Source organism: Bradyrhizobium sp. MI1.3 (assembly GCF_055811695.1).
The window spans coordinates 26,424-52,397 of sequence record NZ_JBVVPQ010000033.1 but is presented as its reverse complement, the minus strand read 5'-3'; the positions used below and the strand labels follow the sequence as shown (position 1 = coordinate 52,397).

Genomic DNA, 25,974 nt, shown 5'->3' with positions numbered 1-25,974 from the left:
GCTCTGCTATAGACCACTTTGGGTCTCTTGGTGAGGCGAGCTTGGTCAGGAGGAATTCTTGGATCTCGGGCTCCGGGTCGCGGCGGCTAGACCAGGTCGTAGTTCCAGCCACGGTCTTGAAGCCGGAGCGCGCAAGGCCTCGCAAAATACATGGATAGCTATCGATACAAACTGGTCTTCGCCTATTGCGGAAGACTGAAGCCAGTCGAGATGACCAGATCCGAGTAGTTGTGCGAGGCCGTGCCCTGCAGACCAAAGTATGCTGGTCATGATTTCGAGAGGCGCCGCCGGCAACAGGCCGGCTGTTTGACAGGCTACGATTGTCTTTGCGAACTGGCCGAATGATGTGTCCAATGCCGTTCTGACATTCTCGAGCTCGGTCCAACGCTCCCGCATAGTGGGGTCGAACATGACAATGTAAGCCGCCCTGTTGGTTCGGGCGAAATTCACATAGACAAGCCCCGCCGCAATGAGCCGTTCCCAAGGGTCATCGCCGGCTAGGTCCATTTCCCGACCCTGAATTTGGGCGAGTTCGGCAAAACCGCGGGCCGCGATATCGGCGAGCAGGGCATCCTTGCTGGCGAAATGCCGGTACACGGCCGAGTGCCCCACGCCCGTCATCTTCGCGATCTCGCGGAGATTGAACGACGGAGTCTGCCGTTGCCGCAGGAGCGACATCGCGGCTGCTAACACGGCCTCGCGCAAATTGCCGTGGTGGTGGGCGTCCGGCGTCTTCTTTCGGATTTTCATCGTCGGTCCCGCTGTGAAAACCGTTTCTGCGATACTTGACAGCCACTGTCAAAACGGCAACCCTTAGAAAGTGACCAGTGGTCACTTAACCTTGAACCTTGAGAGAGGCCGATGCGAACCGTAATTCATGGAGGTGAAATCCTTACGCTAGATGCGGCATCGCCCATGGCCGAAGCCATGGTGATCGATGGTGACACCATTCTCGCGACCGGAGATTTGGGCTCGATGCTCACAGTCGCGGGCAAAGGGGCGGGGCGTTTGGACTTGCGCGGCTCGACCGCCATGCCCGGTATTATCGACACACATCCTCATTTCATTCACTTTGCAGCCGTCCTTGGCATGTGTGTCGATATTCTCGACGCCAAGAATCATGACGACATTGCCCAACGTATCCGAGAACGTGCACGGACAGTGCCAGCAGGCGAATGGATTATTACCACCCCGGTCGGCGAGCCTCATTACTTCACCAGGAGGAGCTGGCGCGACCTCGCCGAGGGTTGCCTGCCGAACCGTACGCTACTCGACGCGATCGCGCCGAGCCATCCGGTCATGATTGCCGCGTGGGGTCCGCGCATTCCCAATGTCTGTGCCATGAATACCGTGGCGATGCGCCGTTTAGGGATAACCGCTTCACTACCGTCCCGCGTGAGCGATGTCTGGATCGAAAAAGAGCCGGACGGAGAGCCCAGCGGCATTTTTCGCGGCAGCGTCACCAGCTACTACAATCCTGATCCCTTCTGGCTGTCCCTGACGGTCAACTTTCCCATGCCGACTGCTGATGATTGGAACCGTGGTGCGCGGCTGGGACAGCTCATTGCCAACAGCCGTGGTGTGACAGCAGCCTATGAGGGGCACGTCATGGCCCCGGAGCACATCGACGCGTATCGGCTTATGCGCGAAGCCGGTGAAAGCACGCTGCGCGTCATGAGCTCGCTTGAAGCAGCGCAGTACGGCTTCGATTATGGGCTGGGGTTGTCGGAAGAGGACTGTCGCTCCAACTTTGCTTTAGCGCTTCGCTCGAGGTCTGTGGAGGACGATCTCTTTCGCATCAACGGTCTTACGCTTTCGCGCGGAGGTCCGTGCTGGCCAGGGTTTCTTCGCGCGGACCAAACGATTCGAGATCCCTACGGTCGTGCAACGCGGGGACACACCTTCGTGCCTCAGAACATCGAGCGCGAGGCGATCGAGTTCTGCCTGAAGAACGATCTACGGCTGAACATGGTTCAAGGAGCATACCAGGACCATCGCGAGTTTCTGGAATCGCTCCAGCCCTTCCTGAGTTCTTACGACATTCCATCCAAAGGGTGGATCATGCAGCACAACATCCTCATCAGGCCGGAGACGATTCGGCGCTATGCGGAGCTTGGCTTCCATCTGTCGACAAGCATGAGTTTCACTTGGGGGAAGGGCGACCTCTTCGCTGAGCGAATTGGAAGAGACTGCTTGAGCGACCTCATCCCACTGGGTCGGATGATGGACTCAGGAGCGAACGTAACGCTCGGCAGTGATTGGGGGCCGGCAAGGCCTTTCGAGCATATCGCTTTCGCTGAGACGCACGAGTTTGCAGGTTCAGGCCATCGGAACCTTCAGCCTGGCATGGCGGTGTCGCGGCTCCAGGCTCTGAAAGCCTGGACCAGCTCGGGCGCGACGCTGATGAATTGGAGCGGGATCGGCGCATTGCGCGCAGGCTATAAGGCCGACATTGCGGTCGTCGATCGCAACCCGCTGACCTGTGACAACGATGCGCTTCCCAAAATCCGGGTGCTGAAGACGATGCTCAACGGCCGCGAAGTCTACGATACAGGCGATTTGTCCTTTGTCGCAAAGGTCGACCTTCCAGAAGAGAGGCGTTCGCCGCAGGTCGACACCTTCGCTCGCGCGGCGGGTCCGGCTGCCTGGAAACATATCTGCGGTCCGGCTTGTTCCCACAGCGCGCGAGCATCGGCGGGATCGATGTCAAGTCAAGAAGTGCAGTGAGGGTGAGGGGCGACATGAAGACAATTGAACGCGTGAACGGCGTCGGCATAGTTCTGCTGTTCGGCAGCTGCATGACCATCTTGGCATCCATCCTGGTGGTCCCTATCCTGGTCAAGTTCCAGGCGGCCTACGCCTCGGTCAAACACGTCGAATTGTTGGTGGCGTTGGCGCTGATGGCGCCTGCATTCGTCACGGCGATCGCTTCACCCCTCATCGGCACAGTCATTGACCGTTGGGGGAGCCGCAAATTGTTGGTGTGGGGCACAGCGCTATACGCCGTCTCCGGCGTCGCTCCGCTCTGGCTCGATGGTATAACTGAAATCGTCGTCTCTCGGTTCATTTTCGGTGCCGCTGAAGCCATCGTGATGACGTGCTGCACGTCCATCATCGGTACTCACTTCAGAGGACAGGAGCGCGAACGTTATCTTAATCTGCAAATGCGCTTTATCGGCGTTGCCGGCACAGTTCTCTTTTTTATCAGTGGTGCTCTCGGCGAAATGAACTGGCGGCTGCCGTTCGCGCTCTATGGTCTCGCGCTGCTCCTGATTCCCTTCCAACTGCGACTGCCCCCCCCACAATACGCGCCGCGCACCGATACGCTGGGGTTCGCAGCTACACGGCCGCCAAAGTCCGCGCTGCTTCCCCAGATTACAGTCATGCTGGTTGGTATGATCGCCGTCTACTTACCGCCGGTCCAGTACCCGTTTCTGCTCGCAGATCTGGGTATAACGTCGACACAAGCCATCGGAATGGGGGCCGCTTTCGGAATTCTTTCGGCTACCGCGGGAACGTTGCTGTGGCCCGTCTTACGGAGGCGGTTCAATACGCAATCGATCAACGTCTTGGTCTTTGCGCTGCTGGCAGTGGGGATTTGGTGGCTGTCGCGCATCACCAGCTATGCCGAGAGTTTCGTCGTCCTCGCAGTACATGGACTTGGTGCCGGGATGCTGGTTCCTAATGTCATGGCCTGGACGATGGCCGCCGCAAAACCCTGGCACATGGGCAAGGCAACCGGCCAGGTATACTTCGGTCTGTATTTCGGTCAGTTCTTGAGCCCACTGCTCGTTGCGCCGCTGGCCGCGTCGGTCGGCGGTCTTCGCCCCGCATTGGTCGTCGTCGCCGCCGCGATGGCATTGTTTGCCTTAATCGCCCTCGCCATCGCGCGCGAGTCGACCTTACGCGAGCGGCGAGATACCGCAGCCTCACTCAAATGGTAACTCGACTGCATAGCCATGAAGCATCATTGGCGTCGCGTCGGCGCGATGGACGGGCGTGGCGGTCTTCGCTCAAGGTGGCTGTCACTTCGGCCGATCGGGCCGCCCCGGGAGCGCTCCGCGAACATGTGGAAGAGCGAACTGTCCGGGTGTTCTGCGCATACTTCAGGTCAAGCCGTCGTCTGCCGCTGAGTGGCTGGCATCGCCCTCGAAGTCGGATCCGACAAATCCGCGTTCGGTCGGCCGCAGCGTGACAGATCGCCGTTTAGAAGCTCAGAGCCGTAGCAGGGCTTCGCAACAGGCAGGACCAGCTGTATTCGCATAAACGCCCTTCCGGCCCGGCCCGTCACTAGGAAGCGGACAGGGATGTGATGATGCTTTCTACCTTTCTCGCCGCCGCGCCCCGATCACGTGTTCGGCCGCGCCGATCCGAAGCATGACACGCCCCTCTCTGAGGGGATGGCTACCTGGGTTTGATTCGTCGGCTGCATCTAGTTGGTTACGCTGGAAAAGCAGTGGCGGCGGCATGATGATGATGATGCAGAATTCTCGGAACGGACCGTATTTTGCTGATCTCAAACTTCTGTTCGTCACCTGTGCATGGGACAGACGCGAATCAAGTCCACTAGTAGTTTGGCTCTGAGGCGGTCGCCGGTCGAAACTTACTGCCAAATTAGAAAGGCGGGCGTTAATGGATAATCATCTGTCGCTTGATCAGATCCGCGAACTCATCAAGCCGATTTCGGGACCCGACGGGCGAGGAACCAAAGATGCCGATGTCTTGGTCGTTGGTGCGGGTCCGATCGGCCTGACGGTCGCTAACATTCTCGGCTCGCTCGGGATTTCCACAATCTTGCTGGAGCGGAATGAACTGACGTCGGACTTGCCCAAAGCACTCGTGATCGACGACGAGTATCTCCGTCTTCTTGATAGCCTGGATTTGCTCGACGACATGGAAGAGCACCTCTCGCCGCCTTTTGGAATTTTCTTTTATTCTATGCGGGGCAAGCCGGTGGTGAAGGTCAACCCCTTCTTGACGTCGAATGGATTTGGCAACCGCGCGGGATTGATGCAGCCAGTCTTCGAGAAGAAGCTGCTGCATGGCGCACGGCGCTATCCCTGCCTCGATCTGCAGTACCGGTCTACTGTCGCAGGCCTAGATCAGGATGAGAATGGCGTCAGGTTGAAGGTCGTTCGTGCCGGGCGAGAGCATCTAGTGACTGGACGATTTGTACTCGCCTGTGATGGCGCGCGAAGTTTCATCCGCTCGGCTGTCAATATTTCTTTCGCCGGAAATCGCATTGATCAACCCCATTTAGTGGTCGACCTCGCCGAGTTCCCCGACCGGTCCCCCTTCTCGCGTTTTTTTTGCAATCCTGAGCGGCCGTTCAACAGCGTGCCTGCGCCATATGGCGGGCGAAGACTGGAGTTCATGCTCAACCCAGGCGAAGATCATCACAAGATTGCCACGGCGGACAGCGTCCGTGATCTCGTGGACAGACATACTCCGTACAAAGGAACACCCCTCAAAATCATCCGGTCGGTGGTCTATGGATTTTCGGAGCGCATCGCCGAGCGAATGGGATCGAAACGGGTCTTCTTGCTCGGCGACGCAGCGCACGTCATGCCGCCGTTCGGCGCGCAGGCCATGAACACGGGCGCTCGCGATGCCAACAACATTTGCTGGAAGATTGCGGCGGTACTGCAAGGGAGGCTCAACCCCACGATCCTTGAGACCTACGAGACAGAAAGGAGGCCGCAGGTTGAGGCGATTATTCGATATTCGGTGATGATCGGAAGAATGGCAAACATTCGCAACCGCATTATTGCTGCGGCGAGGGACGCCTTCTTCCAGACATTGAACCTTATCCCCGCGATCCAGCGTTTCTTTGCCGAGATGCGCTATATGCCTCGACCATGGATTAAGGCCGGCTTCATGGTGCGGTCCAGGCGGCAGGAACTCGTTGTTGGACGGACATGTCCGCGTGTTTCGCTTTTCCTGGATGGTGGTAGCACGAAGTCAATTGATGCGATTTCGGACGGTTGGTTCCTGGTGGTAGGGATCGCTGTACCCCCCAACGATTTGCTCTTGCTTGCCGATTCGCGAGTGTTGAGCCCGCGGTTTTTGTCTATTTGCTTCAATCAAATGCAGCGTGTGAAAGTTAGTGGTGTGCACCACGCTAGACCGGCCTCGCCGGAGGCGGAAGCGTTTTTGAGACCGCTCACCGGTCGGGTGCTGCTTGTGCGGCCTGATCGATATGTCGCGGCTGTGTCGACGCTAGATGGGATTGGTGCGGTCTTGGCAGAGCTTGAGAAATCGTTTGGCCCGCTGCGGGAAGACGTCAGTTCGTCACCTATTCGCTCGAGCTAACGGAGACGCAAGTCGCTTGCGGACTTCGCAAGCGGCGGAGCGGCGAGCGCGGCGCCTCTGGATCGCAAAGCTTTGGCCGCGCCATAGCGACAGTCGGGTTTGCCGCCACTGCCGCTACGCGGATCACCGCCTGCTTCTCGCGGTTGATTACCAGCCGCACTGCGTCGGTGCGCGAATAGCGGCCGGCTGGATCCGCAGTGGATTTTGCGACCGCAAGCGCTCCGGGATGGAGATCGGCGTTGAGGATGCCTCTTGGTGGTCAGGAATACGCTCACAGAGTTTGCGGGCGTCCGGTCCATTAATCATTGAAAATCCCGCGCCTGGTTTGGACGTGCGCGGATTGAGCTAAAAGGCTTTCTGCGGCGTATCCACGACCATGCCGAACATTTCCTGGCTCACGACGGCGCAGGCGGCGAGGACATAGCGTGACCCTTCGACCGCGTAGCGAGGCTTGAGCGAGGGACCCCGCCGGCATCACCTGACCGGAGCCGATGTAGGATCGAATTTCTTTGCAAGGTCGGTCCAGCACTCGGCGTAGTCGTCGTCTCTTTCCGCCAAGTCGGCCGCATATTGCGTCAGCTTTTGCGGAAAGCGCGACTCGAACATGAAGGCGAGTGTATTGGCGATCTTGTGCGGTTTCAGTTCGACGGTGCTCGCCTTCTCGAAGGCGACGGCGTCCGGTCCATGCGGAAGCATCATGTTGTGGAGGCTCATGCCGCCTGGCACGAAGCCCTCGGGCTTCGCGTCGTATACGCCGTAAACAAGGCCCATGAATTCGGACATAATGTTGCGGTGATACCAAGGCGGCCGAAACGTGTTCTCGGCGACCGCCCAGCGCTCCGGGAAGATGACGAAGTCGATATTGGCGGTGCCCGCACTTTCCGACGGCGAGGTCAGGACGGTGTAGATTGATGGGTCCGGGTGGTCGAAGGCGATTGCGCCGACCGGCGAGAAGTGCCGTAGGTCGTACTTGTAGGGCGCGTAGTTGCCGTGCCAGGCGACGACGTCAAGCGGCGAATGCCCGATCTTGGTCGCGAACAGTTCGCCGCACCATTTGAAGGTCACGACGCTCGATGAATCAACGTCATCATAGGCTGCGACCGGCGTAAGGAAATCGCGGGAATTGGCCAGGCAGTTCGCGCCGATCGGCCCCCTTTCCGGAAGGGTGAACGACCCTGCGTAGTTTTCACATACATAGGCGCGAGCGGGCCCGTCCATAAGCTCCACGCGGAAGATGATTCCGCGCCGGATCACGCAGATCTCGCCGGGTGCGATTTCAATGATGCCGAACTCCGTACAGAAGCGCAACGCGCCATGCTGCGCCACGACGAGCAGTTCTCCGTCGCAGTCGCAGAAATACTCGTCCTTCATCGAGTGGGTGATGAAGGACAGATGGGCGGCCATGCCGCCTTGTGCTTCGGCATCGCCGGCAGTCGTCACCGTTCGCAGTCCGCTGACGAAGGTCAGTTCGTCGGCGGGGATGGCGACCGGCTGCCAGCGGTATTGCCCGATCGGCAGCTTCGATTGTCCCGTGTTGGGAGCGGTGCGGAGGAAGCCCGGCTCGACCGGCGTGAAGCGGCTGGTGTGCTTGACGCTGGGGCGGATACGGTAAAGCCACGATCGTTCGTTGGTGCCGCGCGGTGCCGTGAACGCCGAGCCACTCAACTGTTCGGCATATAGTCCGTAGGTGGCCCGCTGCGGCGAATTCCGCCCGACCGGCAGCGCGCCGGGGAGCGCCTCTGTTTCGAAGCTGTTGCCGAATCCAGACATGTATTGCGGTGTGTTCATGTTCGAGGAACCTTGCTCGTTGCCTGGCGCGTGGCGCTGCCAATGGCACGAGCATAAGCCGCCCTGTCCGCGATCCCCGTCCCATCGGCGTGTGACATGGCCTCTCTTCCGGACGGCGGTGCCGTTCTGTCAATTCAACGCAACCCACGACGGCTCACGCCGCAGTTTGATGGAGTCCGCCAATTCCGGCAGCGCCTTCCAATACAGAACCTGCCGTTCGGCGTGTTCCGGCGCACCGACCCGGCCGAAGCTCCGCCAGGTGGCATCGCGATCGGCGACATGATCCTCGATGTAAGCACATGCGCCGCCAATTTCACTGGCCTCGCGGCCTGGGGCGGTCGCCTTAGGCGGATCGAGCCTGAATGGTTCATGGTGTTGGGACCGGACAAGGTCTGAAGTTCGGCTGCAGATTTTCCGGCTACAGTATACGCAGAACGTCGCCGCCCGCGAGGGACTGTCGCCGCACTTGGTCGCGATGGCTGATGCGGAACTTCTACTAGCTGTGCGGATTGCGGTCTCCATCGATGAGGCGTGGCAGCACATCTTCGGCTTCTGCGTTCTCAACGACCGAATGTCTCGCCGTGGATCGTCACGGCGGAAGTGCTGCTTCCGTTCCGCGTGACTGCATTCCCGCGTGACGAACAAGACCCGCGTCCTTTGCCGCATCTGCACGCCCAGGCCGATAAGCAGTCCGGCGCGATCGACATCGACGTGCGTTGCGCTCTACGTGCGGCAGGCATGACCGCGGCTCTGACGGTCAGCCCCGCCTGCACTCGCGGCCTGTATTGGAGGCCTGCCCAGTTCGTCACGCACCAGACGAGCAACAGATGCAATCTAGAGACCGGCGATCTGCTTGGATCCGGCACCGTCTCCGGAACGACGCTGGGTAGTCTCGGCAGCCCGCTCGAGATCACCGCGTGCGGCCACCAAGCCGTTTGATCTCGGCGGCGAGCCCCGATCGTTCCTGGCGGACGGCGACGAAGTTCGATGATGGGATAGTGCAATCGCGACGGCTTCGCCACGATCGGCTTTGGTGAATGCACGGGGAGGGTGACACCTGCGGTCTGAGGCTTCCCTGCGCGCAGGTTTAATCCATGACAAGGCGGAGCAATTCGTTCTGCGACGAGATGCCGAGGCGGGCATAGGCGCGCTTGCGATAGGTCAGCACCGTGTTGATGCCGATGTCGAGCCGCAGCGCAATGCCTTCCGAGGTCAACCCCTCCATGATGCCGGCACAGACGTCGGCTTCCCGCGTGGACAACACGGGCGCAACCCGCAGCAATCGCGCGCGAACGTCTTGGGCGGGGCCGCGCTGGGCCGCTCGGGCATCGCGGGCATGGCGCCCGATCAACGCCAAGAGCATGTCGGCGCCACGCGCGATCAAGGCCTCGTCGGAATCCGAAAACGCGTTCCCACCGGAACGGTACAGATTGATGCGGATGGTCCGGTTCGCCGGCGCGCCGGCGATGCAGATGCGGTCGCCCAGTCCGACCGACGTGTAGCAGGCGCTGCGATAGTCGGAATGCTTAATCTCGGAGGCGCGCGTGCGGATGCACCAGGTCGCGCTCCCCGATGTTGGCGTACCGGCCATCACCTGATTGGCCAGGTCGTGACGCCAGTAGGTGCTGCGGTAATGGTTCGCAACGTCTCTGGCCACCGGTCGTTGCCCGGCGTTCTCTGCGATCAGCACAAGTGGATCAGCATCGCGGTCGAATGCGAACGCCGTAAGGTGGCCGCAGCCGGTCATCGCATGAGCCATCTTGAACAACGTGCCGGGAAACGTTTCCGCGCCTGCGAGATCGATCAGTCCAATCAGCGCCGGCGTCATGTCGTAGACGCCGGTCGGATGGTCCACCTTGTAAGCCTTCATCCCGGAACCTCGGCCAGCGGCTCTCTGTCCGCGCGCCTGCCACTTAAAGGCAAATTCGGGGTGCAGGCAATCGGCGCTTCGGCTTGGATAGTGTCCCCTATTCATGTGACTGGGCGACCGGTGGCAGCGTGTTAGCCTCCCCCCGGATCAGCGCGTGACAAGCGCCTTGCGGCGTTGTCACAAATTCAGGGTGGAACCATCGATGAACGACGCCAAACCGCTGCGCGACCGGGTCGCCGTGATCACGGGCGGCAGCAACGGTATCGGCGCCGCCGCCGTGCGTGAAATCGCCATGCTCGGCGCCAACGTCGTGATCGGCTACCACAGCAGCGAAGAGCGGGCGCGAAAGCTACTGGAAACACTCCCGCCGGCCGACCACGCGGTAGCGCGCCTGGAACTGAAGGACGAGACCTCGTTCGCAGCCTTGGCGGATGAACTCGGAATCCGCTATGGAAAACTCGACATCCTGGTCAATTCCGCAGGCTTCACCCGTGCGATACCGCATGGCGATCTCGACACGCTGACGGACCAGCTGTTCGAGGACATCCTGATCGCGAACGTGTGCGGTCCGTACTCCGCTGTCCGGGCGCTCCGCCCCTTGCTACGCGCATCGGGTGACGCCGTCGTCATCAACGTCTCGTCCATCTCGGGCTTCACCGCGTCCGGCAGTAACGTCGCCTACTGCGCATCGAAGGCCGCCCTGGACAACATGACCGCCTCTTTGGCACGCGTGCTCGGCCCGGAAATAAGGCTACTGGCGGTTTCGCCCGGCGCCGTTGCAACCGACTTCGTTCCGGGTCGCGATCGCAGCGCTCTCGAGGCGGGCGCCAAGGCGACGCCGCTCAAGCGCGTCATCGAACCGGATGACGTGGCCGCCGCCATCGTTGCCTGCATCACCCATCTCAAGGCCAGCACCGGCACGCGCATCGTCGTCGATGGAGGGCGTCACCTGTGATCGCCGCCCGATTGCAATCTCGTTCGCGTTGGCCTGTGCGTCGTCCCAGGACGCCCAGCAGACCAAGATCGTCGCTGGCTTCGCGGCGGGCGCCGTCGCGGACGTTCTGGCGCCCATCTATGCGGATTCAAAGAGGTGTCTCAACAGCGTCACCATGTCGAGAACCGGCCGGGCGGTGTCGGGCATGGTCGTGGTCGCCGCGGTGTCCCTCTCGCGATTGCGGACAGCGCGTACTTGCTTGCCGCGCGCCAACCGGTGTTTTGCCGTTGCTCCGCCCACTTTTCCCGTAATTTCCAGTACCCATACATGCGTTTTTTCCTGATCCTGGGGGACAATACGATGCCCCGGTTGGTTCAGTGGATGAGTGGCATAATGGCGCGGATACCACAAAGATATCCAACACGTGGCCGAGCACTCGTGGGGAAAGACCAAGTCTCCGACCAATTCATTTAGGGCAAAGTAAATTGGAATATAGATGAGGTTAGCCGATCGATACGTCTCAATTACGGAACGGGGCATTCCAGTCGCGGAACTGGACGAGCAATATCGAAACGCTGTTGAGTAGGCCGCAAGCGACCTTCGGCGCCGGAAGCAAAGTTGGCAATGCCGGGCGACGCAGACGTGGCACCCGAGACACGCAGGAGGTGCAGAGAGTCGAAAGCCGTTCTGATGGTTGTATGCGTCTGATCCGGGGCTAGCTTCGGCGTTGAATTGTTGGAGACGAGAAATGGTTGGAGTTGAGCGCAGCGTGGATCATATCGAGTTGGAAACACCTTTCGGCTGCCTGCGGGGCATCACGGTGGACGGTGTTACCGCGTTTCATCGAGTGCCATACGCAGAGGCTCCGATCGGGCCGCGGCGTTTCGAGTTGGCGGGATCGGCTCTCCGATGGCGAGATACTCGCGACGCGACCGTACCTGGCCCCGTTCCCCCACAGTTACCCTCGCGCCTGGACAGCGTTATGGGTACCTACGAGGTGGAGCAAAGTGAAGACTGTCTCCATCTCGATATATGGACGACGCACCGGGCCGGCGACAATGCGCCGGTCTTGGTCTTCCTCCACGGAGGCGCCTTCATGACCGGCGGCGGGTCGCTCCCTTGCTATAATGGAAGCGTTCTCGCAGGGGAGAATGGTCTTGTAGTCGTGAACATTACCTCTCGCCTTGGTCTTCTCGGCTTTTGGCCTGGACCTGATTTCGGCGAATTGAATCTGGGCCTCCACGATCAAGTTGCAGCTCTGCGTTGGATCAGGGAGGCGATCAGTTGCTTTGGAGGCGATCCCGCGCGCATCACACTTATTGGGCAGTCGGCTGGCGCCTTCAGCATCGCTGCGTTTCTCGGGACTGATCTTGGGCGCGACCTCTTCAGCCGAGCGATCATCATGAGCGCGCCTGTCGGCGTAGAGCTGCGCACAGTCGAAACGGTGAGGCCGCTGGCCAAGACACTTCTAGACGTTCTTGGATTGGCCGACCAAGATGCCAACAGACTGCGGACGATGCCCGTTGACCAAATTCTTGGATTACTACGTGGGTTGCAAAACAGACCTCCGGCGATACCGGGGGACATCAGCCCGCCGTTCATGCCCGTTCTGGATGGCAGCCTTATCCCGAGAGATCCTGTCGCATCCATTCAAAACGGTAGCGCACAGTGGTGCGACATCATGATTGGTGTAACACGCGAAGAATACGCTGCGTTTTCGCTATCCAATCCGACCTTGAACGACCTGTCTGAAAACGAAGTGAATGACATATTCAAGTTACAAATAGGAAGCGGCGCAGCGGATGCGATCATGAAGATCCGATCAGCGCGCGTTCCCGCGATTCCTCGGACGATAGTGGGAGATCTCTACACAGACACGATCTTCACGGACGCGAGCCTGGCTGTCGCAACTGCCCAAGCGAAGGCTGGCCGGAATGTGTTTTCCTATCGTTTCGATTGGCAGTCGCCAGTCCCAGGACTAGGCGCCTGCCACTGTATCGATCTTCCGTTTCTTTTCGGAAATATCGACGTGTGGCGGAACGTTCCGATGCTCAAGGGAGCAGATTGGCGAGAGGTGGAAGAGCTGAGCCGACGATTTAGAGGTGCGATTGCGGCATTTGCGAAGAGCGGCGAACCAAACGGGACCGATTTGCCGTATTGGCCCGCGTACACACACAACCGTGCGGTGCTCCACTTTGATAGGCGCATTCAGGCCTTTGGCTGGGTCGCCTGATACTCTTTAGCCGGTTGAGTCGCGCGACCGAGGAAAGTCTGTCGCGCGCGCCGCTTGCCCAAGTCGCTTAAAGCGGGCTGTTGAAGGATGTTGCATTGCTTGAGCTTACAAGTTGTACGTCTGGAGCGTTCCTGGGACAGAGCTTTGATCGTGTTCAGCTCGGCCCTGATCTTGCACGTTGGTAGATCAACGAGTTCATTTCAGTCGCCGCGAAGTTGGGTGATCCACGTCGCAAATGTGGGCGCCGAGCCGATGCTTGAACTCGCCAATCCGGCCACTCAATCTTGATTTCTCTCGTCGTTCGGCTTGCGGCTGAAAGGCTGTCCCGCTCGTCTGCGCCGTTACCCGAACGTCGTCCATGAAACGCGCGAAATAGAATGATCGTCCCATTCTTGGAACGCGATCGTGCCAACTGCGGTGCTTTTGCTTACCCGCTCGACGCTTATGCTGCCAACCGTTGGATTTTGGAGAATGGCCTGGGTACAGCGCTGTTCGGCTGGCTAGGCAGAACATTGGCGGGGGAAAATGAAGCGTCAAATTCAGATAATGCTAACAGTACTGCCCTTGGTTTCCTTTGGTAGCGCGGCAGGTCTGGCGGGAGATCTGCCGGTCAAGGCCCAGCCAGCGCCGCCCGATCTGCCATTCTTCCTGGTGATCGATGACCGTGTCACCTTTTCGTATATACCAAAAGCAGCAGACCCGGGTGTGTACTCTGTAAATCCGAACGGTTCGCTCAACAGCAACACCGCGGTGCAGGTCTATTCGTTCACGCATTTCGACGCCTGGCGATACGGCACGAATTTCCTGAACCTATCAATGTACAAGGCCGATCAAAACGATCCAGCCAGCCCTTGCACCAACGCCGGCAGTATCTTCAATCCTGGCACGCGTGTTACCACTCCTGCAAATTGCGCAGGTGCTATTTCTGGCGTGGGCCAGCTTCGCTCGACATTTGGCTGGAACGAAATCTTCGGGGCCAAGACTTTCACTGTCGGGCCGCTGCGCAACATCTCGTTCGAGATCGGCCTTGATGCGGCGGCCGCGAACTATTATCGGGCGTCCGCAGGGCAGGCCGTCTCGGCGGGCTTGCAGTTCCAGTTCGATCTTCCCTACAAGGGCTACGTAAATATTGCCCCTCTGGCGACCTGGGTCTACAGCTCCCACATGGGCTTCCTGCAGTGTGGCGGAGGGTTCGCTCCCAATACACCAGGCGTCGGCTGCCTTACCGACGGCAACAGACAATATCAGCCGACTTGGGCAATCGAAACCAACTACTACATGAATCTCGATTTCTTGCCCGAGAGCGTCCGCTACTTTTCTATCAGCGGCCGAGCGGCTTGGACTGGGACGATGGGGTCGGAGAATAGTCCACTTCCTTACAACCCTTTGCCACTAGCTAGCCCTGCCAACTCGATGACAGCGGTTCAGCTAAATTCCGAGCCGATCCGTCTGACCTTCGATGCATCGAAAGCGATGTGGGGGCCAAAGTATTCGCATTACGTCGACGTGTGGGTCGCCTATCGCTATTGGCAAAACAAATACGGACTGGATCACAACGTCAGTCGGCTTTGCAACCTCTCACCGGGTGTGAGCAACAATACCTGTACCGAATCAAGTCTGTACAGCGGCGTCACGATGAAGTTCTAGCTTCATTTACCTCCCGAAGGTCAATTCTGGCCGCATGCCCCGCGGCACAGTTTTCGGATGCTTCCATGGCGGACAGTGCGCAAGCTTCTTCGAGGCTGCGTTGCTGGCCGCCTCTTCGTGGGCCATGAACTGAGAAGGAGAGGTTGCGATGAAGTTTGTGAAGCGGCTGGCGTACACGTGGATCATTGTGGGTCTGCTTGGAAGCTCAACATGGTCCGCTGCAGAGGCCCAGCCGGCGATAGCCGATACCATTTATGTTAATGGCAAAGTCTACACCGCTGATGTGAAGAACACCGTGGTGGAGGCGTTCGCGTTATCAGGCGATCGCTTTCTCGCCGTTGGCAGCAACGAGGAGATCAGGAAGCTCGCGTCCACCGGCACCCGTGTGTTCGACTTGAAGGGACATTTCGTTAGCCCTGGCCTTGCCGACGCGCATTTCCACAATGAAGGCGGCGGTACCGGTATTGATCTGTCTCATACCCGTAGTCTCGCCGAACTCATGTTGGCGGTAGCCAACGCCGCCGCGGGGGCCGCGCCGGGCGCGCTGCTCGTTTCGAACGGAGATTGGCACGAAGCGCAGTTGAGAGAACAGCGCCTGCCAACGGCGCGACAGTTGGACGAGGCGGCGCCGAACAATCCTGTGGTGCTAGTGCGAGGCGGTCATTCCTACATCCTCAATGGGCGAGCGCTGGCGCAGTTCAATATCACTAGCCAGACGCCGGTGCCGGCCGGGGGACAGATCAGTCGTGACGCAAATGGTGAACTGACCGGAGAGTTGTTTGACGCGGCCAAGGCGCTTGTGCCGCTACCCGCTCCAAAGCCGCTCGCGATGGAGGACATCCTCGCGACGCAGAGAGCGATCAATCCTTTCGGCCTCACGGCGGTTCGAATTCCGGGTGCCTACCGGGGCAACCTGGTGGAGGCGCTGAAGCTGATGCGGCAGGCCGACGCCGAGCACGCGCTCACCGTGCGCTATACCGTCTATATGCCGGGGTTCGGGTTCAGAACCCCGCAGCAGGTCGACGATGCGGTCGCCCAATGGGGTGTGACGCAGGACGAAGGCAGTGATTTCGTCCGCGTAGGCGGCATCAAGCTCGTGGTGGACGGTGGTTTCGAGGGGGCTCACCTCACGCGCGCATATCAAGAGCCATTCGGGAAGGGCGGAACCTATTCGGGTCTTACCCTTTCACCTCCCGAGGCCTACAATTCTGTCGTGCGCGAGATCAATCGCCTGGGTTGGCGCGCCGCGACGCATGCCGTAGGGGATGCGGCCGTGGACGAGGTTCTCACCGCCTACGAGATCGCCCACAATGACAAACCGTTGACCGGGAAGCGATGGGCCATCGAACATGCCTTCATCGCGCGGCCCGATCTCGTCAAACGCATGCAGAACCTGAAACTGATGGTGTCAGCGCAGGATCACCTTTATCTCGCCGCGCCAGTCTTGAAAGGATATTGGGGTTGGGATATCGCCAGCGAAGCGACGCCGCTCAAGAGCTATCTCGACGCCGGATTGCTGGTCGCCGGCGGCACCGACTCGCCGGTCGTTCCGTTCAACCCATTTTGGGAACTCTACCATTTTGCGAGCCGCGATACGATGTCCGACGGTGTTTACGGGGCCGACCAGAAGGTTACCTCGCGAGCACAACTGCTGCGATTGGTCACGATTAACTTTGCCGTGTTGATCGGAGAGGAGAATCGTCGCGGCTCGATCGAGCCAGGCAAACTCGCCGACTTCGCGGTACTGACCGACGACTTCTTGACCGTGCCGCTCGACGCCATTCCCAAGATGAAGGCATTATTGACCGTAGTTGGCGGGAAAGAAGTCTATCGCGATCCCAATATGCCTTGACGATCGGAGCGGTCCTCCGCCCCATCGTCGGTAAGCATTCATCAAGGGCGAACACCCACTTCTGGATCGATCCCAAGGCCAAGCTGGCTGCTCTCTTCATGACGCAGTTAGCGCCCCTGGGCGATCCGCGTCTTATGTCGGCCTTCGTCGAATTCGAGCGAGCTGTTCATGCCCATGGATGATCTCTAGCCACCCACGTGAGCGGGTCGGCTTGCCCGTTAGGGCTTCGAGCACGTGCTGGTTGGGCCGATTGACCGGTGAGGCATCAGGGCAACCTTGCTCCCGCTCCTCGTCAAGAAGTCAGCTACGCGGCAATTCCTTTTGCCAAAGTGGCTGTTGTCTTCGGAGCCAATGCGCGGAAGTGTTGGGGACCATTCGAATGCAAAGCATTCAAATTACCCCTTAGCCAGGAGCAGCGTATGAATCGCGGTGGAAACCGGCCTTTCACGGGCGCCGAATATCTTCAGTCTCTACGGGACGGCCGCGAGGTGTGGATCTATGGCGAGCGTGTCAAGGACGTTACAACTCATCCAGCGTTTCGCAACGCGGCGGTCTCAATCGCCAAGCTATATGATGCGCTGCACGACAAGTCCCTCAAGCAGGTGTTGACGACCGAGACCGACACGGGAAGCGGCGGCTTTACACATCGGTTTTTCCGCTACGCGCGGTCGCGCGAAGATCTGATCGCGCAGCGCGATGCAATCGCAGCCTGGGCGCGCCTGACATATGGCTGGATGGGACGAACGCCCGACTACAAGGCAAGCTTCACGAACACCCTGGGGGCGAACGCAGACTTCTACGGCAAGTTCGCCGACAATGCGCGTGGCTGGTACAAGCATGCGCAGGAAACGGTGCCATTTATCAATCACACGCTCGTCAACCCGCCGATCGACCGGAACAAGGCCGCAGACGACGTTAAGGATATCTACGTCCGCATCGAAAAGGAGACGGACGCAGGCATATTCGTCTCGGGTGCGAAAGTCGTCGCAACCTCGTCGGCGCTGACCCACTACAATTTTCTCGGCCAAAATATGGCTGCAGAAATCACGGATGACAGTATGGCGGTGATGTTCATGGTCGACATGAACAGCCCCGGGATCAAGCTGATCTGCCGAAATTCCTATGAACTTGCGGCCGCAGCGACCGGCTCGCCGTTCGATTACCCGTTGACCAGTCGATTCGACGAAAACGACGCGATGTTCATTTTCGACAACGTGTTAGTCCCCTGGGAGAACGTCTTCGTTCACCGCGACATCAACATGTTGCGTACCTTCTATCCGAAGTCGGGCTTCCTCAACGGCTTCACCTTTCAGAGTTGCACCCGTCTGGCCGTGAAGCTCGACTTCATTATCGGCCTGCTCCAGAAGGCCCTCCGTGCCTGCGGCACCGATGAGTTTCGTGGCGTTCAGGTGCAACTCGGCGAGATCGTGGGTTGGCGAAACCTGTTCTGGTCGCTGACTGACGCGATGGCTGCCGCGCCAGATCGCTGGGTCAACGATGGCTTCCTGCCGAATATTCGCGCCTGCACTTCTTTCCGGATCTTCGCCACGGAAGCCTATCCCGCTATCCGGTCTATCATTCAGCAGATCGTAGCGTCCGGCCTGATTTACCTCCCTTCGAGTGCCAGGGATTTGAAGGTGCCGGAGATCGAAAAGTACCTCGCGCGCTATGCACGCGGTTCGAACGGCATCGATCACGTCGAGCGCATCAAAATCATGAAGGCGCTCTGGGATGCCGTCGGATCCGAGTTCGGTGCGCGTCACGAACTCTACGAGCGCAACTATGCCGGCAACCATGAGGCTATCCGACTTCAGGCGCTCATCCACGCCAAGGTGTCGGGTACCATGGGAGAAATGGAGGCTTTGGCGACTTCATGCCTCGCCGACTACGATGAGAACGGCTGGCGCGATTCCGCATATCACAACGGCGACGACGTCTCTGTGCTCGATTATCTCGCAAGGAGCCGCTGATGTCCGTCGACCGCGTTGCCTTTCGGGACGTGATGTCCCGGTTCGGCGTCGCCGTTTCGGTGATCACAACCGATGGCGCCGCCGGCCAGTGTGGCTTTACCTGCACGGCCGTTTGTTCGGTCACGGACGAACCGCCGACGATCCTGGTCTGCCTCAATCGCAAGAGTCAGATGAACGCTGTCTTTCGTCAAAACGGTGTCCTGTGCGTGAACGTCCTGAGCGCGGAACAGGAAGACCTTTCCGCAACGTTTGCCGGACGTCGTGACATCGGTATGGCTGATCGATTCGCCGTTTACCCTTGGGATCGGGTCGCCACCGGCGCTCCCGCGCTGCGAGACGCTCTCGGAGCGATCGACTGCGAGATCTCCGAAACGCAGGATTACGGCACACATACCATCTTCTTTGGACGGGTGGTGGCGATAGCACTCAACCAAGCCCGCGACGCGCTGCTTTATCTCAACCGCGAATATCGCGTCGTGCCCTTTCTGCCGCCGGCTGGGGTCGATCAAAGCGCAGCCCGTACGCGCTAACCAAGAACCTGGAGAAACCTATGAAACACGCGTTGGAGAATCCACCAATCAATCTCGACGATTGGATCGAAAAGAACAAGGCAACGCTCAAGCCCCCGATCGGTAATCGTCAAATTTGGAAGGGCTCTTGGGAGACGACCCTCGTTATGATGGTTGGTGGGCCGAATTACCGACCGGACTACCATGACGATCCAGGCGAAGAACTGTTCATTCAACTGCGCGGTGACGCCACGCTCAAGCTGATCGACCCCGCGTCGGGCGAGCGCAGCGAGGTAGTTGTGCGGGAAGGAGAGATGTATCTCCTGCCGTCGCACGTCCGCCATTCGCCGCAACGGCCTGAGGGGTGCATCGGGCTCGTCATCGAGCGCTACCGCCAGCCAGGGGAGGTTGACGCCTTGGAGTGGTATGACGAGAAGGGCTGTCTGGAATTTCGTGGCGAGTTCCTGGTAAAGAATATCGAGGAAGATCTCGCCAAAGTTCAGGCGGCCTGGAAGGCTTGGTCAATAAATCCGGATCGGCTGATCCCCACGACGTGGAGGGTTGGAATGCCGGTGCCAACTTAGTAGGCACCGTCAGCTAGTAAGGAGACGAGCATGAAGCGCGATAAGGAACCTATCGAGGTGCCTAATCATGACCAGCCGACGCAGGTGCTTAACGTTCCTGCCTATTTCCTTTATGGGGAAAACTGGTCGGGCTCCATCTTCGGCTTCTTCCATATCGAAGAACTGTTCGTTCGGAACGCTCCGAACAAATGGCACATTGCGCTGCACCGGCATTTGGACTTTGACCAGCTTTCCATTCTTCTCAGTGGACATTGCACATTTGAACACGATGGTGTTTCGCGGCGGGTCGAGGCGCCAAACTGCGTTTATACGCCGGCCAACGTTGTGCACCAATTTGACTATTCATCTGCGGCGGTTGGATTTGTCATCAGCGTTTCACCAGACTTCGTCGTGGGTTTGCCTTCCGTCGAGGGAGCGACGAATACAGTTCTCCTGCGCTTGGCCGAAGAACGGGTCGTCGCCTTGGAAGGCGACCAGGAGGTTACGACGGTCCGAAAGTTACTCGAGTTGATCTCCGAGAAGGCAACCTCGCGCAACCCCTATCGTCGCGACGCATTGCGATATCTCTTCGGAAACCTACTCCTCGAACTCGGCGGGACATTGATGTCCCCGTCTCAGAACAAGATGCCGCAAGCATCCACATTCGAACTCGATCTATTCAAACGCTATCGTGAGTTGATCGGCCTAACACTGAATGCAATTGGCTTCGCCGACGACCAGAGAACCAATCCTCTCACTGTCGAACTCTTCGCACAACGCCTCTCGGCCACTCCATATACGCTCAATCTCGCTTGCCAGCACATTTCCGGCATTCCGGCTCGCGACGTCTTGCAAGCTGCCGTCTTGGAGCAGGCAACGCGCCTGTTGTTGTACACGACAAAGCCCGTGAAGGAGATCTCGTTCCTTCTTGGTTATTCGCACGCCTCCCACTTCGCTCGCTTCTTCAAACAACGACGCGGGACGACGCCAGAAGCCTTCCGCAAGGCTTGCACCGACGGCTCGCCCGGCGAGGCCGCAATTGATTCAAACGTACATGGTTCGACCGCCAACTATGAGAAGGATGCCTGATGACACGAACGATCTTCAACAATCCCAACCTACCACGGTCGAAGTCTCCGCATTCGAACGCGGTGAAAATTGGAAATCTGATCTTTGTCTCGGGCTTTCCGGGTTACGACGATAACGTGCAGATTCCGAAGGGTGATTTCGCAGCTCAAATGCGGCTTGCTCTCAAGCACGTCAAGGCGACGCTCGAATATGCCGGCAGCTCAATCGACAAGATCGGCAAGGTGAACATCTATCTCGATCGCAGAGCCGACTTCGATCAAATGAATGAGATCTATCAGGAGTTCTTCGGAACCGATCCCTCTGGCTGGCCTGCGCGCACCACCGTCGAAGCCAGGCTACCACGGCCCGATTTTCTTCTTGAAATTGATTGCGTCGCGGAAGCATGAGCGCGATTCAGGCGGCCTATGAGGCCGTTGGACCAATCTCGTGCGCGTGTCAGCCGCGCGCGCATCTTCAGAGCTGCAGGAAAGTGCACATATGCTAACGGACCAACAGCGCCACCAAGCCGCAGACGTTCTCATGGAGGCCGAGGGCGTTCGTGAGCAGGCGGGGCAGCTCTCGACTGAGTGGCCGTCGATCGGCTTTGATGACGCGTATGCGATTTCGGCCGAGGTCAACAGGCGTCGCCTCGAAGCGGGCGCAAAGCTGATCGGCTATAAGGTTGGCTTGACCTCGAAAGCGATGCAGAGGTCCTCCCAGATCGACGAGCCTGATTACGGCTATCTCTATCAGCACATGATGATCGCGGACGGCGGAAAGACGCCTCGCGAAAAATACTGTGTCCCACGAGTTGAAGTCGAACTCGCTTTCGTGTTGGGCAAGCCTCTCAAGGGCCCCGGCGTCGGGATATTCGAAGCCCTGGATGCTTGCGATTATGTCTGTCCCGCGATCGAGATCGTTGATGCTCGCGTAAAGGATCCGCGAAAGATTTACGATACTATCTCCGACAATGGGGCGGCGGCAGGCCTTGTGCTTGGCGGACGACCCCTCCGACCCAGCGAAGTCGATCTGCGCTGGACCGGCTGCATCCTCTATCGCAACGCCGAGATCGAAGAAACGGGGCTCGCGGCCGGTGTGCTTGGCCACCCGGCCCTCGGCGTCTCGTGGTTGGCAAACAAGCTTGGTGCCCAGGGCATTACCATGGAGGCCGGTCATATCGTCCTTACTGGCTCATTTACCCGGGTGGTGTTCGCCCAGCAAGGTGACAGCTTTCACGCAGATTTCGGTGCGCTCGGCGGCGTTGCGGTTCAATTTAGCTAAGCGAAGTCGATGCTGAATCAGCCAGAACGATCGCGCTGGATCTTCTAGTAGCACTTGGCGCAAAGGAAACATGACGGAAAATCCGAAGAACCGGGGGATTCCGTGGATCGAGTAGGCGCGATCTCACCGGCGCGGGTAAGTGGTTAGCGATTTTCCACAAATGGCTGTTGTGCAGACCTCACTCCACCTCTCTTATTTCGTCGGCCCCCGTTGTCGTAACTCGGGGCCTTTAGGAAGTGTAACGAAAGGAGAAGAGGATGCTCGTCCGTCTCATGGCGTCGCTGATGATGCTCGCCCTGTTAAGTTGCGCGGAGGCGTCCGCTCAGGTCCAAGCGGATTACAAGAAGGAGAGCTTCAACTACAGTGAATGGACCAAGGGGAAGTTCTCGGAGGTCGTGACTGTCACAAACGCGAACAAGTTCATCTTTCTTTCCGGGACGGGGGCAGAGCGCGAAGGAGACGGCGAGATTCTATTTCGCGACGACTTCATGGCGCAATGCACATACGCATACTCGAAGATCAAGAAGGCCCTGCAGGCTCAAGGCGCCACAATGAATGACGTGGTGCGGACCGTTACTTACACCACTGACGTAAGGTTCTTTCGGGATGCGCTAAAATGCAGAGCGGATGCCTTCGGGAGCGCTCCAATTCCCGCCTCGACCTTCTTAGTCGTCAGTCAGCTCGCGTGGCCGTTCATGACCATAGAGATCGACGTAACCGCCGCCCTCGGAAAATAGCGCCTCTTTCGGCGACTTGGTCGTCATCGACAGTCGGATTCGATCATCGTGACGACTGCCCCGCTGCCGTCTCGGTGATAGGTCCATCGACCGGCGACGCTTTAGGATATCGCTCGCGGCACTGCGGTGTTCGCTCCTCGTGAACGTCTCCTGAATTGTCGTCTACGCCTCGCGCTGCTGCTATTGCCGACCGGTTCGCGATTTTCCGGAAATGGTCATTGTCAGCTCGCGGACGCGACTTCAGCATGAAGGAGTAAGAACCCAAAGCGAGCGCGGCACCTGGCCTCTCAAGGGATGGTGCGCAACCTGTGAGGGCCACGAGGGGCTATGTTTCGTGGCGAGGAGAAGGGCTGCAGCGATGACGACAACTCGTCGAATTCCAGAACTCGACATCGATCCGTTTTCAATGGAGGTCTTCGACGATCCATATCACACGCACGATCTTCTACGCGAAACCGGACCGGTCGTCCGGCTTTCAAAATGGAACGTCTACGCGGTTGCCCGTCATCGGGAGGTTCGAGCCATTCTACATGACCACGTCAGCTTTTGCTCGAGCCGCGGTGCCGGACTGAGCGATTTTGCAAAGGAAGCGCCGTGGCGGCCGCCTAGCCTTATCCTTGAAGCAGATCCTCCGGAACATACCAGAATCCGCGCCGTCTTCGATCGAATACTGTCGCCGGCTCTCGTGAGAGACCTGCGGGAGCACTTCACAAGTATCGCTGAACTGAAGGCGGAGGAGGTGGTCTCAAAGGGCAATGTCGATGCTGTTTCCGATATTGCCGAGGCGTTCCCACTCTCAGTATTTCCTGATGCGGTTGGGCTGAAAAAAGAGGGGCGGGAGCATCTTCTTCCGTATGCCGGGGTCGTATTCAATGCTTTTGGCCCCCCGAATGAGCTTCGCCATCAGTCGCTGGAGCGGTCAATGCCTCATCAGGCTTATGTTCAAGAGCAGTGTCAACGGAAGAACCTCATGCCGGGAGGCTTGGGCGCGTCCATTTATTCTCGCGTTGAACTTGGCGAGATCAGCGATTTGGAAGCCCCATTGTTGGTGCGGTCACTGTTAAGCGCGGGCCTCGACACAACCGTCAATGCGTTAGGAGCAGCGTTGTATTGCCTGGCGCGCTTTCCGGACCAGTGGAGCCGGTTGAAGGGAGATCCCACACTGGCGCGCAAGGCGTTTCAGGAGGCAATCCGCTTCGAATCGCCAGTGCAAACCTTCTTCCGAACGACCACGCGCAAGGTCGAGATAGACGGCTTCGAAGTTCCAGCGGGCGAAAAGGTGCTGATGTTCCTGGGCGCCGCTAACCGCGATCGACGCAAATGGGACCGTCCGAATGAGTACGACATTTGTCGGCAAACGAGCGGGCACGTCGGCTTCGGTTCGGGAGTACACATGTGCAGCGGCCAATTCCTCGTACAGCTCGAGGGAGAAGTCATGCTGTCGGCTTTGGCGAGAAAAGTGAAATCAATCGAAATCTCGGGAGCGGTTCGGCGCCGCTACAATAACACGCTGCGCGGCCTAGACAGCCTTCCCGTTACCCTCAAAGCAATGGATTGACGCATGCCTTCCATAAAGTTCGTTCAGCCGTCCGGGAGCTCGGAATTTGTACAGGCACGCGAGGGAGAGAGCGCAATGGAAGCGGCTACCCAGAACGCGATACCGGGCATTCTGGCTGAATGCGGCGGAAACGCCATGTGTGCGACGTGTCACGTTTACGTCGATGATGAATGGCTCGATCGACTGCCATCAGTCTTAGAGCAAGAGGAAGCGCTGCTCACCGAAGTCGCGGCCGAACGCCGCCAGACGAGCCGGTTGTCGTGCCAGATCCAGATGACGTCAGACCTCGACGGACTACTTCTCCACATTCCGAATAAGCAGATCTAAGTCCGAAGAAAGCCAGTCCCGCTATTGCTGAACCGAAGGGTAACGAGATGAGAATGCGCGTGCTTACTTTGCTCATCATGGCCGCATTCGCCGCGCCGCAGATGGCGAACGCCGAATTGTCGGACAAGGTCGTCCGGATCGGCGTGCTCACCGACATGTCGGGACTTTATCAGGACACAAATGGTTCGGGGTCGGTCGAGGCTGCCAGGATGGCAGCGGAGGACTTCGAGAGTGCTCATAAAGGTATAAAGGTCGAGGTGATCTTTGCAGACCATCAGAATAAAGCCGATGTGGCGTCAGCGATCGTACGAAGATGGCTTGATGTCGACCGGGTCGATGCAGTGGTCGATGTGCCAAATTCGGCGGTCGGACTGGCGGTGAACTCGCTGCTGCGCGGTACAAGGGCGACTTTTCTCGCTGCGTCGACAGCCACATCCGAGCTTACCGGCAAGGAGTGCTCTCCCAACACCATCCAATGGGTCAATGACGTCTGGGCCACTGCGCATGCGACCTCGGCGGCAATGATGGAGCGTGGAGGCAGGGACTGGTATTTCATCACCGTGAACTTCGCGCTCGGCCAAGGCCTCGAGTCAGAAGCGACGAACTATATCGAAAAGCACGGAGGCAAAGTGTATGGCTCCAGCAAGCACCCCATCGGCACGTCGGACTTCGCGTCCTTCCTTTTGCAAGCCCAGAATTCCAAGGCGAAGGTAATCGGGTTGGCAAGTGCCGGCGGCGATACGATCAACACGATCAAGCAGGCGTCTGAGTTCGGTATTCAGCAGGGCGGTCAGTCTATGGTCGCCTTCCTCCTCTTCATCAACGATGTTCACGGAATGGGTCTTAAGGTCGCGCAAGGTCTGCAATTGGTCGAGGCGTTCTACTGGGACGCAGACGATGACACGCGAGCCTTCGCGAAGCGGTTCGCTGCGCGCGCCGGCATGAACGGAAAAATGCCGAGTGGAAACCAAGCCGGCGTCTATTCGTCGACGTTGACGTTTCTCGACGCGGTTGCCGCCACGCAAAGCGACGATTCGAACGCTGTGGTGCCGGAAATGAAGAAAGTGAATGGACGGGATAAGTTGTTCGGCGATATCAGAATTCGCGACGACGGTCGCGTGATACATCCGATGCACTTGTTCGAGGTGAAGCGTCCAGAAGAATCGAGATATCCGTACGACTATTACAAGCATCTCTCGACCATCCCTTCGGAACGGGCATTTCGTCCTTTGGAAGCCGGTGGGTGTCCCTTGGTGAAATGAGCCTTCGCTTCCCCTTGCTCGACAATAGGACTGCTGGCGCCTGCCTTCGGCTGGGAATATGGT

22 protein-coding genes are annotated in these 25,974 nt (G+C 58.7%); 19 read left to right on the top strand and 3 right to left on the bottom strand.

Annotated features, from left to right (window positions below):
* Positions 1–45 precede the first annotated feature (45 nt).
* The gene (locus AC0L3A_RS23380) at positions 46–750 is read right to left on the bottom strand and encodes a TetR/AcrR family transcriptional regulator (protein WP_354110630.1); all 705 of its coding nucleotides are present in this window, start codon (positions 748–750) and stop codon (positions 46–48) included.
* A gap of 165 nt (positions 751–915) precedes the next feature.
* Between AC0L3A_RS23380 and AC0L3A_RS23375 the strand changes: the two genes are divergently transcribed.
* From AC0L3A_RS23375 to AC0L3A_RS23365, 3 genes are all read left to right on the top strand, one after another.
* Positions 916–2,727: an amidohydrolase gene (locus AC0L3A_RS23375; RefSeq protein ID WP_473255297.1), complete on the top strand. Its 1,812-nt coding sequence runs from the start codon at positions 916–918 to the stop codon at positions 2,725–2,727.
* 14 nt (positions 2,728–2,741) lie between these two features.
* Entirely contained in the window at positions 2,742–3,944 is a 1,203-nt protein-coding gene (locus AC0L3A_RS23370; RefSeq protein WP_473255296.1) for an MFS transporter, read from the top strand.
* A gap of 688 nt (positions 3,945–4,632) precedes the next feature.
* A complete protein-coding gene (locus tag AC0L3A_RS23365; protein ID WP_473255295.1) occupies positions 4,633–6,312 on the top strand; it encodes an FAD-dependent monooxygenase in 1,680 nt (559 codons plus the stop codon).
* Positions 6,313–6,786: 474 nt separating this feature from the next.
* Here the strand turns inward: AC0L3A_RS23365 and hmgA are convergent, their stop codons facing one another.
* Positions 6,787–8,100: a homogentisate 1,2-dioxygenase gene (gene hmgA / locus AC0L3A_RS23360; RefSeq protein WP_473255294.1), complete on the bottom strand. Its 1,314-nt coding sequence runs from the start codon at positions 8,098–8,100 to the stop codon at positions 6,787–6,789.
* 96 nt (positions 8,101–8,196) lie between these two features.
* On the opposite strand from hmgA, the gene AC0L3A_RS23355 reads away from it, so the two are divergent.
* Positions 8,197–8,496 (top strand): hypothetical protein, encoded by a 300-nt coding sequence (locus AC0L3A_RS23355; RefSeq protein WP_473255293.1) that lies wholly within the window; start codon positions 8,197–8,199, stop codon positions 8,494–8,496.
* A gap of 135 nt (positions 8,497–8,631) precedes the next feature.
* On the top strand, positions 8,632–9,039 hold the full coding sequence (locus tag AC0L3A_RS23350; protein WP_354128425.1) for a fumarylacetoacetate hydrolase family protein: 408 nt from the start codon (positions 8,632–8,634) through the stop codon (positions 9,037–9,039).
* 148 nt (positions 9,040–9,187) lie between these two features.
* On the opposite strand, the gene AC0L3A_RS23345 is transcribed toward AC0L3A_RS23350, so the two are convergent.
* Positions 9,188–9,970: a helix-turn-helix transcriptional regulator gene (locus tag AC0L3A_RS23345; protein ID WP_473255292.1), complete on the bottom strand. Its 783-nt coding sequence runs from the start codon at positions 9,968–9,970 to the stop codon at positions 9,188–9,190.
* Positions 9,971–10,172: 202 nt separating this feature from the next.
* Here AC0L3A_RS23345 and AC0L3A_RS23340 point away from each other — a divergent pair, with 202 nt between their 5' ends.
* From AC0L3A_RS23340 to AC0L3A_RS23275, 14 genes are all read left to right on the top strand, one after another.
* The gene (locus AC0L3A_RS23340; RefSeq protein ID WP_354128423.1) at positions 10,173–10,925 is read left to right on the top strand and encodes an SDR family NAD(P)-dependent oxidoreductase; all 753 of its coding nucleotides are present in this window, start codon (positions 10,173–10,175) and stop codon (positions 10,923–10,925) included.
* A gap of 727 nt (positions 10,926–11,652) precedes the next feature.
* Entirely contained in the window at positions 11,653–13,137 is a 1,485-nt protein-coding gene (locus AC0L3A_RS23335; RefSeq protein ID WP_473255291.1) for a carboxylesterase/lipase family protein, read from the top strand.
* Positions 13,138–13,662: 525 nt separating this feature from the next.
* Positions 13,663–14,784 carry a hypothetical protein gene (locus tag AC0L3A_RS23330; RefSeq protein WP_473255290.1) on the top strand — a complete coding sequence of 374 codons (1,122 nt, stop codon included), beginning with the start codon at positions 13,663–13,665 and terminating at the stop codon, positions 14,782–14,784.
* A 148-nt stretch (positions 14,785–14,932) separates the two neighbouring features.
* A complete protein-coding gene (locus tag AC0L3A_RS23325) occupies positions 14,933–16,636 on the top strand; it encodes an amidohydrolase (protein WP_354110625.1) in 1,704 nt (567 codons plus the stop codon).
* Between the two features lie 419 nt (positions 16,637–17,055).
* Positions 17,056–18,606 carry a 4-hydroxyphenylacetate 3-hydroxylase N-terminal domain-containing protein gene (locus tag AC0L3A_RS23320; RefSeq protein ID WP_473255289.1) on the top strand — a complete coding sequence of 517 codons (1,551 nt, stop codon included), beginning with the start codon at positions 17,056–17,058 and terminating at the stop codon, positions 18,604–18,606.
* A complete protein-coding gene (locus AC0L3A_RS23315) occupies positions 18,606–19,136 on the top strand; it encodes a flavin reductase (protein ID WP_473255288.1) in 531 nt (176 codons plus the stop codon). The genes AC0L3A_RS23320 and AC0L3A_RS23315 overlap by 1 nt, the downstream gene beginning before the upstream one ends.
* A 20-nt stretch (positions 19,137–19,156) precedes the next feature.
* Entirely contained in the window at positions 19,157–19,699 is a 543-nt protein-coding gene (nbaC, locus tag AC0L3A_RS23310; protein ID WP_354128418.1) for a 3-hydroxyanthranilate 3,4-dioxygenase, read from the top strand.
* Between the two features lie 30 nt (positions 19,700–19,729).
* Positions 19,730–20,767, top strand: coding sequence for a helix-turn-helix domain-containing protein (locus AC0L3A_RS23305; protein ID WP_473255287.1), 1,038 nt, complete (start codon positions 19,730–19,732; stop codon positions 20,765–20,767).
* Positions 20,767–21,153 carry a RidA family protein gene (locus tag AC0L3A_RS23300; RefSeq protein ID WP_007601662.1) on the top strand — a complete coding sequence of 129 codons (387 nt, stop codon included), beginning with the start codon at positions 20,767–20,769 and terminating at the stop codon, positions 21,151–21,153. Before AC0L3A_RS23305 ends, AC0L3A_RS23300 begins: the two co-directional genes overlap by 1 nt.
* A 91-nt stretch (positions 21,154–21,244) precedes the next feature.
* Entirely contained in the window at positions 21,245–22,027 is a 783-nt protein-coding gene (locus AC0L3A_RS23295; protein WP_354128415.1) for a fumarylacetoacetate hydrolase family protein, read from the top strand.
* Positions 22,028–22,284: 257 nt separating this feature from the next.
* Positions 22,285–22,764: a RidA family protein gene (locus AC0L3A_RS23290; RefSeq protein ID WP_354128414.1), complete on the top strand. Its 480-nt coding sequence runs from the start codon at positions 22,285–22,287 to the stop codon at positions 22,762–22,764.
* 358 nt (positions 22,765–23,122) lie between these two features.
* A complete protein-coding gene (locus AC0L3A_RS23285; RefSeq protein WP_473255286.1) occupies positions 23,123–24,322 on the top strand; it encodes a cytochrome P450 in 1,200 nt (399 codons plus the stop codon).
* A 3-nt stretch (positions 24,323–24,325) separates the two neighbouring features.
* Positions 24,326–24,649: a 2Fe-2S iron-sulfur cluster-binding protein gene (locus tag AC0L3A_RS23280; RefSeq protein WP_473255285.1), complete on the top strand. Its 324-nt coding sequence runs from the start codon at positions 24,326–24,328 to the stop codon at positions 24,647–24,649.
* Positions 24,650–24,702: 53 nt separating this feature from the next.
* Positions 24,703–25,911, top strand: a complete 1,209-nt coding sequence (locus AC0L3A_RS23275) for an ABC transporter substrate-binding protein (protein ID WP_473255284.1) — start codon at positions 24,703–24,705, stop codon at positions 25,909–25,911.
* Positions 25,912–25,974: the final 63 nt, after the last annotated feature.

What these genes read in the sequence shown, in the direction of transcription:
- AC0L3A_RS23340 (WP_354128423.1), top strand. Translation starts at nt 10,173, where the DNA reads ATGAACGACGCCAAACCGCTGCGCGACCGGGTCGCCGTGATCACGGGC.
- AC0L3A_RS23275 (WP_473255284.1), top strand. Translation starts at nt 24,703, where the DNA reads ATGCGCGTGCTTACTTTGCTCATCATGGCCGCATTCGCCGCGCCGCAG.
- AC0L3A_RS23370 (WP_473255296.1), top strand. Translation starts at nt 2,742, where the DNA reads ATGAAGACAATTGAACGCGTGAACGGCGTCGGCATAGTTCTGCTGTTC.
- AC0L3A_RS23355 (WP_473255293.1), top strand. Translation starts at nt 8,197, where the DNA reads ATGGCCTCTCTTCCGGACGGCGGTGCCGTTCTGTCAATTCAACGCAAC.
- AC0L3A_RS23365 (WP_473255295.1), top strand. Translation starts at nt 4,633, where the DNA reads ATGGATAATCATCTGTCGCTTGATCAGATCCGCGAACTCATCAAGCCG.
- AC0L3A_RS23295 (WP_354128415.1), top strand. Translation starts at nt 21,245, where the DNA reads ATGCTAACGGACCAACAGCGCCACCAAGCCGCAGACGTTCTCATGGAG.
- AC0L3A_RS23335 (WP_473255291.1), top strand. Translation starts at nt 11,653, where the DNA reads ATGGTTGGAGTTGAGCGCAGCGTGGATCATATCGAGTTGGAAACACCT.
- AC0L3A_RS23325 (WP_354110625.1), top strand. Translation starts at nt 14,933, where the DNA reads ATGAAGTTTGTGAAGCGGCTGGCGTACACGTGGATCATTGTGGGTCTG.
- AC0L3A_RS23320 (WP_473255289.1), top strand. Translation starts at nt 17,056, where the DNA reads ATGAATCGCGGTGGAAACCGGCCTTTCACGGGCGCCGAATATCTTCAG.
- AC0L3A_RS23315 (WP_473255288.1), top strand. Translation starts at nt 18,606, where the DNA reads ATGTCCGTCGACCGCGTTGCCTTTCGGGACGTGATGTCCCGGTTCGGC.
- AC0L3A_RS23280 (WP_473255285.1), top strand. Translation starts at nt 24,326, where the DNA reads ATGCCTTCCATAAAGTTCGTTCAGCCGTCCGGGAGCTCGGAATTTGTA.
- nbaC (WP_354128418.1), top strand. Translation starts at nt 19,157, where the DNA reads ATGAAACACGCGTTGGAGAATCCACCAATCAATCTCGACGATTGGATC.
- AC0L3A_RS23345 (WP_473255292.1), bottom strand. Translation starts at nt 9,970, where the DNA reads ATGAAGGCTTACAAGGTGGACCATCCGACCGGCGTCTACGACATGACG.
- AC0L3A_RS23330 (WP_473255290.1), top strand. Translation starts at nt 13,663, where the DNA reads ATGAAGCGTCAAATTCAGATAATGCTAACAGTACTGCCCTTGGTTTCC.
- AC0L3A_RS23285 (WP_473255286.1), top strand. Translation starts at nt 23,123, where the DNA reads ATGACGACAACTCGTCGAATTCCAGAACTCGACATCGATCCGTTTTCA.
- hmgA (WP_473255294.1), bottom strand. Translation starts at nt 8,100, where the DNA reads ATGAACACACCGCAATACATGTCTGGATTCGGCAACAGCTTCGAAACA.
- AC0L3A_RS23375 (WP_473255297.1), top strand. Translation starts at nt 916, where the DNA reads ATGGCCGAAGCCATGGTGATCGATGGTGACACCATTCTCGCGACCGGA.
- AC0L3A_RS23290 (WP_354128414.1), top strand. Translation starts at nt 22,285, where the DNA reads ATGCTCGTCCGTCTCATGGCGTCGCTGATGATGCTCGCCCTGTTAAGT.
- AC0L3A_RS23305 (WP_473255287.1), top strand. Translation starts at nt 19,730, where the DNA reads ATGAAGCGCGATAAGGAACCTATCGAGGTGCCTAATCATGACCAGCCG.
- AC0L3A_RS23300 (WP_007601662.1), top strand. Translation starts at nt 20,767, where the DNA reads ATGACACGAACGATCTTCAACAATCCCAACCTACCACGGTCGAAGTCT.
- AC0L3A_RS23380 (WP_354110630.1), bottom strand. Translation starts at nt 750, where the DNA reads ATGAAAATCCGAAAGAAGACGCCGGACGCCCACCACCACGGCAATTTG.